This is a genomic window from Arthrobacter sp. FX8 (assembly GCF_026723805.1).
Taxonomy (GTDB): domain Bacteria; phylum Actinomycetota; class Actinomycetes; order Actinomycetales; family Micrococcaceae; genus Arthrobacter.
Window position 1 is genome coordinate 1812073 of sequence record NZ_CP113505.1, and the last position, 14249, is coordinate 1826321.

8 protein-coding genes, 1 tRNA gene and 2 pseudogenes are annotated in these 14249 nt (G+C 65.7%); 2 read left to right on the top strand and 9 right to left on the bottom strand.

All coding sequences use genetic code 11. The features are described 5' to 3' along the window. Window positions 1-2: 2 nt before the first annotated feature. Window positions 3-3320 (bottom strand): isoleucine--tRNA ligase, encoded by a 3318-nt coding sequence (ileS, locus tag OUO20_RS08275; RefSeq protein ID WP_134164657.1) that lies wholly within the window; start codon window positions 3318-3320, stop codon window positions 3-5. 453 nt (window positions 3321-3773) lie between these two features. Between ileS and OUO20_RS08280 the strand changes: the two genes are divergently transcribed. Next, a complete protein-coding gene (locus OUO20_RS08280; protein WP_134164656.1) occupies window positions 3774-4799 on the top strand; it encodes an endonuclease/exonuclease/phosphatase family protein in 1026 nt (341 codons plus the stop codon). A 45-nt stretch (window positions 4800-4844) separates the two neighbouring features. Here OUO20_RS08280 and OUO20_RS08285 read toward each other — a convergent pair. Together OUO20_RS08285 and OUO20_RS08290 are read right to left on the bottom strand one after the other, a co-directional pair. Beyond that, window positions 4845-5602 (bottom strand): annotated as a pseudogene (locus tag OUO20_RS08285) (SDR family oxidoreductase). 18 nt (window positions 5603-5620) lie between these two features. After that, window positions 5621-6001 carry a DUF488 domain-containing protein gene (locus tag OUO20_RS08290; protein WP_134164655.1) on the bottom strand — a complete coding sequence of 127 codons (381 nt, stop codon included), beginning with the start codon at window positions 5999-6001 and terminating at the stop codon, window positions 5621-5623. A 72-nt stretch (window positions 6002-6073) separates the two neighbouring features. On the opposite strand from OUO20_RS08290, the pseudogene valS reads away from it, so the two are divergent. Next, window positions 6074-8694: pseudogene (valS, locus tag OUO20_RS08295) on the top strand (valine--tRNA ligase). Window positions 8695-9054: 360 nt separating this feature from the next. Here valS and OUO20_RS08300 read toward each other — a convergent pair. The 6 genes from OUO20_RS08300 to OUO20_RS08325 all read right to left on the bottom strand — a co-directional run bounded on the left by OUO20_RS08300 (window position 9055) and on the right by OUO20_RS08325 (window position 14242). Next, the gene (locus OUO20_RS08300) at window positions 9055-9669 is read right to left on the bottom strand and encodes a mycothiol-dependent nitroreductase Rv2466c family protein (RefSeq protein ID WP_200953161.1); all 615 of its coding nucleotides are present in this window, start codon (window positions 9667-9669) and stop codon (window positions 9055-9057) included. 13 nt (window positions 9670-9682) lie between these two features. Continuing rightward, window positions 9683-10963, bottom strand: coding sequence for an ATP-dependent Clp protease ATP-binding subunit ClpX (gene clpX / locus OUO20_RS08305; protein ID WP_018769475.1), 1281 nt, complete (start codon window positions 10961-10963; stop codon window positions 9683-9685). 177 nt (window positions 10964-11140) lie between these two features. Then, window positions 11141-11800, bottom strand: coding sequence for an ATP-dependent Clp protease proteolytic subunit (locus OUO20_RS08310; RefSeq protein WP_018769476.1), 660 nt, complete (start codon window positions 11798-11800; stop codon window positions 11141-11143). Window positions 11801-11836: 36 nt separating this feature from the next. Further along, on the bottom strand, window positions 11837-12460 hold the full coding sequence (locus OUO20_RS08315) for an ATP-dependent Clp protease proteolytic subunit (protein WP_056390687.1): 624 nt from the start codon (window positions 12458-12460) through the stop codon (window positions 11837-11839). Window positions 12461-12693: 233 nt separating this feature from the next. Then, entirely contained in the window at window positions 12694-14088 is a 1395-nt protein-coding gene (gene tig, locus OUO20_RS08320) for a trigger factor (RefSeq protein WP_134164653.1), read from the bottom strand. Between the two features lie 79 nt (window positions 14089-14167). Then, window positions 14168-14242, bottom strand: a tRNA-Pro gene (locus tag OUO20_RS08325). Window positions 14243-14249 lie beyond the last annotated feature (7 nt).

Below are 14249 nucleotides of genomic sequence, written 5' to 3' on the forward strand. Positions count from 1 at the left end.
TCCTAGGCCTCCACTTTTTCAACCGCAACGGCGGGTTCGGACACGGTGCCCGGCTCTGCCACCAGGTCCACCGTCAGTGTCTCGCCCTTGACCAGTTCGGCGTTGGCCAGCAGGGCATCAACGACGTTCCCGGGAGCGGTGACGGTGGTACGGATGCGGTCGCTCACGTTGAGCCCGGCGTCCTTGCGGGCCTGCTGGATTGCCCGCACCATGTCGCGTGCCAGCCCTTCGGCTTCAAGCTCCGGCGTGACTTCCGTGTTCAGCACGACGAAGCCGCCGCCGGGCAGCACGGCCACAGCCGCGGCAGCACCGCCGGACCCGGCAACCACTGTCTCAAGCGTGTACTCCTGGGGTTCCAGCTGCAGCCCGCCGGCGGTGACCACACCGGCGTCGTCCACCGACCAGTCCCCTGACTTGGACCCCTTGATGGCAACCTGGACGTTCTTGCCCAGGCGCGGCCCGGCAGCGCGGGCGTTGACCACCAGCTTCTGCTGGATCCCGAACTCCTCCGGGGAGGCGGTGGCGGCGTCCAGCAGGCGAACGGAACGGAGGTTCAGTTCATCGGCGACGACGGCGGCGAAACCCTGCAGGGCGTCCGCTCCGGGTGCCACAACCGTCAGCTCCTGCAGCGGCAGGCGGACACGCAGGTTGGCTGCCTTGCGGAGCGAGGAACCGGTGGAGCAGATCTGCTGGATCCGGTCCATGGTTTCCACCAGGGAGGGATTGGCGGGGAAGAGGTCCGCGTCCGGCCAGTCGGCCAGGTGCACGGACCGGCCGCCGGTCAGGCCGCGCCAGATTTCCTCGGAAACCAGCGGCAGCAGCGACGCGGCGGCACGGGTGACGGTCTCCAGGGCAGTGAACAGCGCATCGAAGGCGTCCTGGTCCTCGTCGAAGAACCGCTGGCGGCTGCGGCGGACGTACCAGTTGGTGAGCATGTCCAGGTAGCTGCGCAGCGAGTCGCAGGCGCCGGAGATGTCGTAGGTGTCCAGCTGTGCCGTCATGCTGCGGACGAGGTCGCCCGTGTTGGCCAGCAGGTACTGGTCCAGGGTGTCCCGGTAGCCCTCGTAGCGCAGTTTGGCATCGTAACCGGCGCCACCGTTCGCGGCGTTCGTGTACAGGGTGAAGAAGCTGTACACGTTCCAGAGCGGCAGGATCACCTGGCGGACGCCGTCCCGGATGCCCTGCTCGGTGACGATCAGGTTGCCGCCCCGGAGGATGGGGCTGGACATGAGGAACCAGCGCATGGCGTCGGACCCGTCGCGGTCCAGGACCTCGGAGACGTCCGGGTAGTTGCGCAGGCTCTTGGACATTTTCTGGCCGTCGGATCCAAGCACAATGCCATGGCTGATGACGTTGCGGAACGCCGGCCGGTCAAACAGTGCGGTGGACAGGATGTGCAGCATATAGAACCAGCCGCGGGTCTGGCCGATGTACTCCACGATGAAATCCGCGGGGTTGTGCGTGTTGAACCAGGCTTCGTTTTCGAACGGGTAGTGCACCTGTCCGTAGGGCATGGAGCCGGAGTCGAACCAGACGTCCAGGACGTCCTCGACGCGGCGCATCACGGACTGGCCCTCTTCGGGGGTGCGGGGATCGTCCGGGTTGGGCCTGGTGAGCTCGTCGATGAACGGCCGGTGGAGGTCCACCTCGCCGTCCTTGTTCAGGGGCAGCCGGCCGAAGTCCGCCTCGATCTCGGCCAGGGAACCGTAGACGTCGGTGCGCGGGTATTCGGGATCCGTTGACTGCCACACGGGGATGGGGCTGCCCCAGAAGCGGTTCCGGCTGATGGACCAGTCGCGGGCGTTCTCCAACCATTTGCCGAACTGGCCATCCTTGACGTTCCCCGGGATCCAGTTGATCTCCTGGTTCAGTTCGGACATCCGGTCCTTGAACTTGGTGACCTCCACATACCAGGAGGACACCGCACGGTAGATCAGCGGGTTGCGGCAGCGCCAGCAGTGCGGGTAGCTGTGCTCGTAGCTGGCCTGCCGGACCAGCCTGCCCTGGGCGCGGAGCACTTGGGTGATGGGCTTGTTGGCCTCGAAGACCTGCAGGCCCGCGATGTCGTGGAGGTCGCCGTGCTTGAACAACGGCAGGAATTTGGCACCCTCGTCCACGGAGAGCACCACGGGAATGCCGGCCTCCTCGCAGACTTTCTGGTCGTCTTCACCGTAGGCGGGCGCCTGGTGCACCACGCCGGTTCCGTCGGTGGTGGTGACGTAGTCAGCCACTACGAACCGCCAGGCGTTCTCCATGCCGTACTTTTCGTTGTCGGCAAAATCGTCCCAGAGCCGCTGGTATGCCAGGCCTTCCAGTTCGGCGCCGGAGTGGGTGGACACCACGGCGGCTTCCGCGTCCTCGAAGCTGTCGTAGCCGAGGTCCTTGGCGTAGGCGCCCAGGAGGTCCGCCGCGAGCAGGAAGCTGCCCGTGACCGGGGCGTCGGCCGAGGCGGCCTTGATGCCGTTGGGACCGGCGGGCAGCACGGCGTACGTGATGGAAGGCCCGACGGCGAGCGCGGCGTTGGTGGGCAGCGTCCAGGGGGTGGTGGTCCAGGCGAGCGCCTGCACGCCGGCAAGTTCCTTGGACAGTTCCGAATTCCCCGCAAGGATGGGGAAGGTGACGGTGACGGTCTGGTCCTGGCGGTTCTTGTAGACGTCGTCGTCCATGCGCAGCTCATGGTTGGACAGCGGGGTTTCGTCTTTCCAACAGTACGGCAGCACCCGGTAGCCGTTGTACGTCAGGCCCTTGTCATGCAGCTGCTTGAACGCCCAGAGGACCGACTCCATGTACTCGACATTGAGTGTCTTATAGTCGTTGTCGAAGTCCACCCACCGGGCCTGCCGGGTGACGTAGCTGCGCCACTCATCGGCGTACTTCATGACGGACGCGCGGCAGGCGTCGTTGAACTTGTCGATGCCCATGGCCTCGATCTGGGTCTTGTCCGTCATCCCCAGCTGTTTCATGGCCTCCAGCTCGGCGGGCAGGCCGTGGGTGTCCCAACCGAAACGGCGTTCCACGCGCTTGCCGCGCTGGGTCTGGTAGCGGCCAACCAGGTCCTTGGCGTAGCCGGTGAGGAGGTGGCCGTAGTGGGGCAGGCCGTTGGCGAACGGCGGGCCGTCGTAGAACACGAATTCGTTGCTGCCCGGCTCCCCGCCGGGGACGTCGGCGCTGCGCTGGTCAATGCTGGCCTGGAAGGTGCCGTCCTGGTCCCAGTACTTCAGGATGCGCTCTTCGATCTCCGGGAACTTCACGGAGGCGGAAACGCCGGCGCTGCCTTTGGAGGAGGTGCTGGAGGCTGAGGCCTTGGGGTAAAACGTCATGTTCGACATCCTGGGTTGAGCGTGGTGAGCCCCCGGCACGGCCGGAGGTTCCGTTCAGGATGCGAGGACGGCTGCCGTGCCGTCCCGAAGACTGCACGCCCACCGCGGTACCACCTCACTTACCGGCGCCGCGTGGTTCCCAAAGGAACACCCGCCGCCCCGGCCGCTTCATTACTGCTGTGACGGGCTTACCCGTCCGGTTCTACTGACGCGGGCCCGCCTTGCGGGGCGCGGCCTGCGTGTTCTTCCGGAAGCTCACCGGTGATTGCCGGGTCATAGCCACTGCAGAGTATACTATCGCCGCGGCATCCAGTGCCATTCCGGGCGCAACGCGGTTCCGGCGGGCAGTGCCGTTCCGCCGGGGTGTGCCGTTCGGGGCGGGCCGGGCCATTTCCGGGCGATCTTCTCCGTCCGGGGCTGCCGCCGTCACCGTGCATTGCCTAGACTCGCGTCATGACGGCTTCCGGGCGCCCCGCGGGATGGAGGCGTACGGCCACGGCGTGCAGGTGGCTGTTCATCCCTGCTGCCCTGCCGGTGGCGGCGGTCTCCGCCGTCCGCGCGGTGCCTGCCGACTGGCCGGTACTCGGTGTCCAGCTGGTGGCATTCACGCCCTGGCTCGCCGTTCCCGCCGCCGCAGCGCTGCTCATGGCCTTCGCTGGACGGAGCCGGTGGCAGCAGGTCCTGGCCACGGCACTGGCGGCCTGCCAGGTGTTCTGGCTTTTCCCGCTCGATATCCGCGCACCGGCCGCCGGGGCAACCGCCGGGGCACCGGCCGGGGCTTCCGGCACGTCGGTCTCCCTGGTTGCCATGAGCATCAACACGGAACTGGGCGGGGCTGATGCCGGCAGCATCGTGGCCCTGGTCCGTGATTTGCATGTAGACCTGTTGGCGGTTGAGGAGTACACACCCGAAATGGCGCGAAAGCTGATGGCGGCCGGACTCGACGACCTGCTCCCCCACCGGGTTGCCCAGGCCCGTGACCGCGCCGCAGGCTCCGCCATCTACTCCTCCTACAACCTGACAGCCACCGGCGTCCTCCCGGACACGCGGTTCGCCATGCCCGTGGCACGCCTTGACCTCGGCAGCGGTGCCGGCCTGCGTGTGGTGGCAGTCCACGCCCTGGCGCCAGTGGGAAAAGGCCTCAGTCAATGGCGCAGCGACCTGGCTGCCGTGGCCAGGGCTGCCGACGGATCCGGTCCCCTGCTGCTGGCGGGAGACTTCAACGCGACCTACGACCACCGGGAATTCCGGGACCTGTTGGCCGGAACGGGCGGCAACCTGCCCCTGGTGGACGTGGCTGCCGCCGTGGGCAGCAGGCTGGTGCCCACGTGGCCCATGCGCGGCTTCCGGCTGCCGGGGATTGCCCTGGACCATCTGGTGACCAGCCCGGACATCAGAGCATCGGATTACTCGGTCCACCGGGTTGGCGGGACGGACCATGCCGCCGTGGCAGCCACCCTGACCGTCGGGGTCTCCTAGTGTTCCTGACCGGTCCAGCCACGGGATGGGCAGACCCCGCCCGGCTCAGCCCTTCCTGACCAGCTTGTGGGTGGCTGCCTGCGCCACCGGCCGGATGACGATCTGGTCCAGGTTGACGTGGTGCGGAACCGTGACGGCATAGCGGACCACGTCGGCCACGTCCTCTGCGGTCAGCGGCTTCTCAACCCCCGGTAGACCTTGTCCGCCGCCTGCGCGTCCCCCAGGCGGTTGAGCGCGAATTCCTCGGTCTGCACCAGGCCCGGCGCCACCTCGATGACGCGGACGTTGTTCTCCACCTCTTCAAGCCGGAGCGCGTTGGTCATGGCGTGCTGGGCGAACTTCGCGGCGTTATAGCCGCCGCCGCCCTCGTACGCGTCCAGTCCCGCAGTGGAGGTGAGGTTCAGCACGGTACCTTCGCCGTTGGCGCGCAGCATGGGCAGGAAGGCGCGGGTGAGCTTCATGGTGCCCAGGACGTTGACCCGGTACATCCACTCCCAGTCCTCCGTGCTGGCATCTCCTACCCTGTCGGCGCCGCGGGCGCCGCCGGCAATGTTGATGAGCGTATCGATGCCGCCCGAGTCGGTGACCTGCGCGAGGAGCCGGGACACGTCGTCGTCCTCTGCAATGTCAGCAGGAATCGCCACGGCGCCTGTCCCGCTTTCCAGGGCGGCCAGGCGTTCGGCGCGGCGTGCCACGGCGAAGACCGTCCACCCGTCGGCGCGCAGCGCGCGCACAGTGGCCTCCCCGATTCCGCTGCTTGCTCCGGTCACCAGTGCCGCTTTTTTCTGCATGTCCTTCGTCATGGCACCACCCTAACGGGATCAGCCGGCAGGACGTCCCCGGAGGTAATCAAGCAGGACAAGGGCGTGGTTTGCCTCCGTGTTGCGGGCAGCGTAGAGCAGGGTGATCCTTGGGTGGCCGGCGGCCAGTTCCAGCAGCGTCTCCACCGCCGGATTGGAATCCAGTTCCACCCGGTAGCGTTCGCTGAACTCCGCGAACCGTCCGGGGCGGTGGTTGAAGTCCTTGCGCAGCCCGGTGGACGGGGCCACGTCCTTGAGCCACACATCGATGGCCGCGTTGTCCCTTGACATCCCGCGCGGCCAGAGACGGTCCACCAGCACCCGGCAGCCGTCGTCGTCCGCCGGTGGATCGTAGATGCGCTTGATGCCGAAGGTGCCCCGCTGTTGGACCATACGCCGCATGCTACCCGCCTTCGCATGCGGCCGGGCGGGACCGGTTGGGTGGGATGGAAGCGGGCATGAAAGAATTGCCCAATGGCTGAAGACACGCAGGGTACAGACACGCCCACCACCGCCCCCATCAACGTTCCGGACAAGCCGGCCCTCGAAGGCCTCGAAGCAGCGCTCACCCAGCGCTGGCTGGCCGAGGGAACCTACAAGTTCAACCGCGACACCACCCGGGAGCAGGTCTACTCGATCGACACTCCCCGCCCACGGCGTCGGGATCCCTGCATGTGGGCCACATGTTCTCCTTCACCCAGACCGACGTGCAGGCGCGCTACATGCGCATGACCGGCAGGAACGTCTTCTACCCCATGGGCTGGGATGACAACGGCCTCCCCACGGAGCGCCGTGTCCAGAACTACTACGGTGTCCGCTGCGATCCCGCCATCCCCTACAACGCCGACTACCGGCCGCCCGCCCAGCCTGCCAAGAACCAGCGCGATTTCGACGTCGTCTCACGCCAGAACTTCATCGAACTGTGCGAGGAACTGGCTGTCGAGGACGAGAAGGTCTTCGAAAACCTGTTCCAGACCCTGGGCCTGTCCGTCGACTGGGACCTGACGTACCGCACCATCGACGACACCTCCCGCGCCGTGTCCCAGCGCGCCTTCCTTGCCAACCTGGCCGCGGGCGACGCGTACATGGCCGAAGCACCCACACTGTGGGACGTCACCTTCCGCACGGCGGTTGCGCAGGCCGAACTGGAGGACCGTGAGGTTCCGGGCGCCTACTACCGGTACCCCTTCTTCACCGAAGACGGCGACAAGGTCTTCATCGAGACCACGCGTCCGGAACTGCTGGCTGCCTGTGCCGCGCTGGTGGCAAACCCCGACGACGAGCGGTACCAGCCGCTGTTCGGCAAGACCGTGAAGTCCCCGCTGTTCGACGTTGAACTCGAGGTCAAGGCCCACCCGCTGGCCAAAGCGGACAAGGGCTCCGGCATCGCCATGGTCTGCACCTTCGGTGACCTGACCGACGTCACGTGGTGGCGGGAACTGCAGCTGCCCACTCGCGCCATCATGGGCCGCGACGGCCGCATCATTGCCGAGACCCCCGACTGGATCACCAGTGAGGCCGGCAGGGAAGCGTACGCCGCGATCGCCGGCAAGACGGCCTTCTCCGCCAAGGAAGCCGTGGTGGAACTGCTCAAGGAAGCGGACCTGCTGGACGGTGAGCCCAAGAAGATCACCCACCCGGTCAACTTCTTCGAGAAGGGCGACAAACCCCTGGAAGTGGTCACGTCCCGCCAGTGGTACATCCGCAATGGCGGCCGCGACGAGGACCGCCGCGAACGCCTGATCGGCCGCGGCAAGGAGATCGACTTCCACCCGTCCTTCATGCGCTCCCGCTACGAGAACTGGATCGCCGGCCTGAACGGTGACTGGCTGGTCTCCCGCCAGCGGTTCTTCGGCGTGCCCATCCCCGTCTGGTACCCGCTCGACGCCCAGGGCAACCCGGAGTACGACAACCCCATCCTGCCCTCCGACGAACTGCTGCCCGTTGACCCCGCGGCTGACGCCGCCCCCGGCTTCGACGAGGCGCAGCGCGACCAGCCCAACGGCTTCACGGGCGATGCCGACGTCCTGGACACGTGGGCCACCTCCTCGCTGACCCCGCAGATCGTTGGCGGCTGGAGCCGCGACGAGGACCTGTTTGCCAAGGTCTACCCGTTCGACCTCCGCCCCCAGGGCCACGACATCATCCGGACCTGGCTCTTCTCGTCGGTGGTCCGCGCCGATGCCCTCCAGAACTGCGCGCCGTGGAAGCACGCTGCCATCTCCGGCTGGATCCTGGACCCGGACCGCAAGAAGATGTCCAAGTCCAAAGGCAACGTGGTGGTCCCCACCGACGTGCTGAACGAGTACGGCTCGGACGCGGTCCGCTACTGGGCTGCCTCCGCACGCCTTGGCGCCGACACCGCCTATGAGATTGCCCAGATGAAGATCGGCCGCCGCCTGGCCATCAAGCTCCTCAATGCCTCCAAGTTTGTGCTGAACCTCGGTGCCACCGAGAACTCCGTGCTGGCCGGCGATCTCTCCGTCCTTTCGAACCCCCTGGACCGTGCCCTGCTGGCCCAACTGGCCGACGTCGTCACCCAGTCCACCAAAGCGTTCGACAACTACGACTACGCCCGCGCCCTGCAGCTCACGGAGACATTCTTCTGGCAGTTCACGGATGACTACGTGGAGCTGATCAAGGACCGCGCCTATGGAGCGGCAGGCGAAGCCGAGCAGGCATCCGTGCTGGCAGCCCTGGCCACCACCCTGGACACCCTGCTGCGCCTCTTCGCCCCGTTCCTGCCCTTCGCCACCGAGGAAGTCTGGAGCTGGTGGCGCAACGGATCGGTGCACCGGGCGGCGTGGCCGGCCGCGCTGGAGATCCCCGGCGGAGACACCACCATGCTGGCAACCGTGGGCGTGGCCCTCAGCGGTGTCCGCAAGGCCAAGTCCGAGGCAAAGGTCAAGCAGCGCACCGAGGTCCTCTCCGCGACGATCACCGCTCCGGAGGCACTGACGGCGCAACTGCAGGCTGGCCTGGCCGACCTGAAGGCGGCGTCCAACGCCCGGCAGATCACGTTGGTGGCGGGCGACGGAGACCTTGCCGTCACGGACGTTGCCCTCGCCGCTAGCGACGAACCCGCCAAGGCCTGACAGCCGGTCTCATCCGAACGGGCCCGTTTCCGGGCAAAGGGGAAGCCCCATCAGCGTTTTGCCGTTGGTGGGGCTTCGACTTTTCGGCCATCTTGTGACGTTATTTCGATGGTCTGGCAGGATCCTCCGAAACTCCAGGTCTTACTACACCGTCACTGGTAGCTTGCACTCAACTTTGCCGATGGCTGCGTCAAATTACATATCACTGGATCTTTGGTTCCTGCGTCCCGCCTCTTTCGAAGTGGGTAAGAACCATTGTTCTCCTGCCCCAAGGCATGCACAAGGGCCCCGCAGGAACTACACGCTGGTAGTTTCTGCGGGGCCCTTGGCGCGGCCAGCCAATGGCAGGCGGCCCGGCGCCTAGTTGAATTCCGGGCTCTCCGTGCGGCTGCGCTTGAGCTCGAAGAAATGCGGATAGGCGGCGATGGTGGTGGTGGCGTCCCAGATCCTGCCAGCTTCTTCGCCGCGGGGGATGCGGGTCAGGACCGGTCCGAAGAACGCCGTTCCGTTGAAAGCGACCACGGGCGTTCCCACGTCCTGGCCCACGAGTGAGATGCCTTCTTCGTGGCTGGCCCGGAGCTGCCGGTCATAGGCGTCGGTGGTGGCGGCATCGGCCAGGGAGGCGGGCAGGCCACACTCGGCGAGGGCTTTGGTGATGACCTGTGCGCGGTCCTTTTCCCCCTGGTTGTGGATCAGCGTGCCCATGGCGTCGTAAAGCGGCTTGATGACCTGCGGGCCGTGCCCTTCGCGGGCCGCAATGATCACGCGCACCATGCCCCAGGCGTTGTCCATGGACTCCCGGTAAGCGGGCTCCAGGTCGCGTCCCTCATTCAGGACGGCGAGGCTCATGACGTGCCATTCGGTCTCGATGTCCCGGACGGCCTCCACCTCGCCGAGCCAGCGGCTGGTGACCCATGCGAACGGGCAGAGGGGGTCGAACCAGAAGTCGGCTTTGTTCTTGGCAGGTACAGTCACAGGGTCCTCTCGGTCAGGCAGACTTACGGCGCTTGGCCACGTGCGGAATCATGGTGGGTTCGGCCCCGCGCAGGACCACGTCCTCGGTGATCACCACGCTGGCGACGTCCTCGCGGCTCGGGAGATCGAACATCACGGGAAGCAGGACTTCCTCCAGGATGGCGCGAAGACCGCGTGCACCGGTGCCACGCTCCAGTGCCTGGTCGGCGATGGCTTCCAGGGCGGGCTCGTCAAACACCAGCTCCACGCCGTCGATCTGGAACATCTTCTGGTACTGCTTCACCAGGGCGTTCTTGGGGGTGGACAGGATCTGGATCAGGGCGTCACGGTCAAGGTTGGACACCGTGGTGATCACCGGAAGGCGGCCAATGAACTCCGGGATCAGGCCGAACTTCAGCAGGTCCTCCGGCATGACTTCGCCGTAGGAGTCCACCTTCTTGCTGGCGTCGTTCAGTGGGGCGCCGAAGCCGATGCCCTTGCGGCCGGAGCGGGAACCGATAATCTCCTCCAGGCCGGCGAAGGCGCCGGCCACGATGAACAGGACATTGGTGGTGTCGATCTGGATGAACTCCTGGTGCGGGTGCTTCCGTCCGCCCTGGGGCGGGACAGAGGCAACGGTGCCTTCCAGGATCTTCAGCAGGGCCTGCTGCACGCCCTCACCGGATACGTCACGGGTGATGGATGGGTTTTCGCTCTTGCGGGAGATTTTGTCGATCTCGTCGATGTAGATGATGCCCTGTTCGGCCTTCTTGACGTCATAGTCTGCGGCCTGGATGAGTTTGAGGAGGATGTTCTCCACGTCTTCGCCCACATAGCCGGCCTCGGTCAGGGCAGTGGCGTCCGCGACGGCGAACGGGACGTTCAGGCGCCGGGCGAGGGTCTGGGCCAGGTAGGTCTTGCCGCAGCCGGTGGGGCCGATGAGGAGGATGTTCGACTTGGCGATTTCGACGTCGTCGTGATGCCCGCCGTCCCCCAGGCTTCCGGACTTGGGCGCGTGGCCCGCCTGGATGCGTTTGTAGTGGTTGTAGACCGCGACGGCGAGGGAACGCTTTGCGGGCTCCTGGCCGATGACGTATTCCTGCAGGAAGTCGAAGATTTCGCGCGGCTTGGGCAGTTCAAAGCTGCCGAGGTCTGCCACCTCCGCGAGCTCCTCTTCGATGATTTCGTTGCACAACTCGATGCACTCATCACAGATGTAGACACCGGGCCCGGCAATGAGCTTGCGCACCTGCTTCTGGCTCTTTCCGCAGAAAGAGCACTTCAGCAGATCCGTGCTCTCGCCAATCCGAGCCATATGTGAACCCCTTAGTATCCTGCTGCCAGGCAGCCCTGCACCGTTGCTGAAATCTTCGGCCGGCCCGCGGGGGCCGGTTTGTGACAACATCCACTCTAGGTCACATTCGCCCCCAAGGGTGGAAAGAAAAGGCCGGTGCGGCCAAATGAAGCTGGGCCGCACCGGCTTTCCGTACTGCTACCTCGTGATTGCCTGGGGCTTGATCTTGCGTGAGTCAAGCACCTGGTCGATCAGGCCGTATGCCTGCGCCTCTTCGGCGGTGAGGATCTTGTCGCGCTCGATGTCGTTGTTGACCTGCTCCGACGTGCGGCCGGAGTGGTGGGCCAGCGTGTCTTCGAGCCAGGAGCGCATGCGCATGACCTCGGCCGCCTGGATCTCCAGGTCGGAAGCCTGGCCGCCCTGGCCGCCGGACAGGGCCGGCTGGTGGATCAGGACGCGGGCGTTGGGCAGTGCCAGCCGCTTGCCGGGGGTACCGGCAGCCAGCAGGACAGCAGCCGCGCTGGCGGCCTGGCCCAGGCAGACCGTCTGGATCTCGGGACGGATGTACTGCATGGTGTCGTAGATGGCCGTCATGGCCGTGAACGAACCGCCCGGGGAGTTGATGTAGAGGGTGATGTCGCGGTCCGGGTCGGTGGACTCAAGGACCAGCAGCTGGGCCATGATGTCGTCGGCGGAGGCGTCGTCAACCTGCACGCCGAGGAAGATGATGCGGTCCTCGAACAGCTTGGTGTAGGGGTCCTGGCGCTTGAAGCCGTAGGGCGTGCGCTCCTCGAACTGCGGCAGGACGTAGCGGCTGGACGGAAGATTGCCGGCGGACCACCCGAAGTTGTAGTTCATTGTTTTTGCTCCTGATCGAAGTGTTCTGGTTGCCGGTTAGTTCTGGGAGGCTGATTCGCCGGAGGACCCGTTGGACGTTCCGCCGCCGCCGGATACCGAACCGGCGTGCGCGGCGATCTTGTCGAAGAAACCGTACTCGAGGGCCTCTTTAGCCGTGAACCACTTGTCACGGTCGTTGTCCTTGAGGATGGTCTCAACGGTCTGGCCGGTCTGCTCGGCCGTCAGTTCCGCCATGACCTTCTTCATGTGCAGGATGAGCTCGGCCTGGATCTTGATGTCCGAGGCCGTGCCGCCGATGCCGCCGGAGGGCTGGTGCATCAGGACGCGGGCGTTGGGCGTGGCGTACCGCTTGCCCTTGGTGCCCGAGGAGAGCAGGAACTGTCCCATGGACGCGGCCAGGCCGGTGGCGACGGTCACGACGTCATTGGGGATGAACTGCATGGTGTCGTAGATGGCCATGCCTGCGGTGACGGAGCCGCCGGGCGAGTTGATGTAGAGGTAGATGTCCTTTTCCGGGTTCTCGGCCGAGAGCAGGAGCAGCTGCGAGCAGATCGCGTTGGCGTTGTCATCACGCACCTCCGAGCCCAGCCAGATGATCCGCTCCTTGAGAAGGCGGTTGTAAATGTAGTTGTCCTGGGCTGCAGGATCGACGGTCGCCATCCGGGGGGCCTCTGAGTGCTGTGACATGTTTACTTACCTCTCACTGGTGACGGTGACATCACTGAAAATCACTACTTGGACACTAACCGGTTTCCCCGGCGTTTTGTTCGCGCACTGACGGCTGTTCGCTGACGGCGCACGATCGCCGAACCGGCGCTGCGGGGTTTCGGGTCCAACGCGAACGGCCCCCGGATCGGAAGGATCCAGGGGCCGTTGCTGCGGGTTGTTAAGGACTAGGCCTTGGCGTCTGCCGTGGCGTCCTCGGCGTCGACAACCTCCGCCTCGGCGGCTTCGGTTGCGTCAGCGCCGGCTGCTTCTGCAGCGGGGGCTTCCTCGCCGCCGGGGCGGACGAAGTCGCTGAGGTCAACGGTGTTGCCCTCGGTGTCGGTCACGGTGGCCTGGCCAAGGACGACAGCCAGTGCCTTGCGGCGGCGGACCTCGGAGACCATCATGGGGACCTGGCCGCTCTGGTCGATGATCTGGGCGAACTGGTTGGGATCCATGCCGTACTGGCTGGCGGTGGTGACGATGTAGTCGATCAGCTCGTTCTGGCTGACGTTGACTTCTTCCTTTTCCGCGATGGCGTCAAGGATGATCTCGTTCTGGAAGGCGCGGGCCGTGTTGGCGCGGACCTCTTCGCGGTGCTCCTCGGTGTCATGCTCGCCTTCGCCGTGGCCGTTGCCCTCCTGGAAGTGGGCTTCGAGCTGCTCCTCGACCACCGAGTCAGGAACAGGAACCTCGACCATTTCGACGAGCTTGTCCAGGACCTTGTCGCGGGCTTCTACGCCCTGCTCAACGATCTTGGAGTCGGCAGCCTGCTTGGCCAGGTCTTCGCGGAGTTCGGCAAGGGTGTCGAATTCGGAGGCGAGCTGGGCGAAGTCGTCGTTCGCTTCCGGCAGTTCGCGTTCCTTGACGGCCTTCACCACAACCTTGACCTGGGCGGCTTCGCCGGCGTGGTCGCCGCCCACCAGGGTGGTGTCGAAGATGGCGTCCTCGTCAGCGCTGAGGCCGGTCACGGCCTCGTCCATGCCCTCAAGCATGGTGCCGGCGCCCACCTGGTAGGACAGGCCGGCGGCGGAGTCGACTTCCTCGCCGTCGATCGTGGCGGTGATGTCGATGGTGAGGAAGTCACCGTCGGCAGCCGGGCGGTCCACGGACTTCAGGGTGCCGAAGCGGCCGCGCAGTTCGTCCAGCGCCTTGTCCACATCAGCTTCGGAGGATTCCGCAGCCGCAACCTGGACCTCGATGCCGGAGTAGTCCGGGAGTTCGATCTCGGGGCGGACGTCAACCTCAGCGGCAAACTTCAGGCCGCCGTCGGTCGCGGAGGGATCGGGCACCTCGGTGATTTCCACCTCGGGACGGCTCAGGGGGCGGATGCCGGACTCCTGCACGGCAGCCTGGTACCAGCCGTTGAGGCCGTCGTTGATGGCCGTCTCCAGGACGTAGCCGCGGCCGACGCGCTGGTCGATGAGCTTGGCAGGAACCTTGCCCTTGCGGAACCCGGGAACCTGGATCTGGGACGCAACGGTCTTGTAGGCCGAGTCGATGCTGGGCTTCAGTTCCTCAAAGGGGACCTCAACATTGAGCTTGACCCGCGTGGGGGTGAGGTTCTCGACAGCGCTCTTCACGGTCTAAGTACTCCTGGGTTGTGGGATGGGTTTCTGCAAACGCAATGGATGTCCAGGCCTGACGGTCCTGGCCGCAGAGTCGGGGTGACAGGATTTGAACCTGCGACTTCCTGCTCCCAAAGCAGGCGCTCTAGCCAAGCTGAGCTACACCCCGTAAGTGC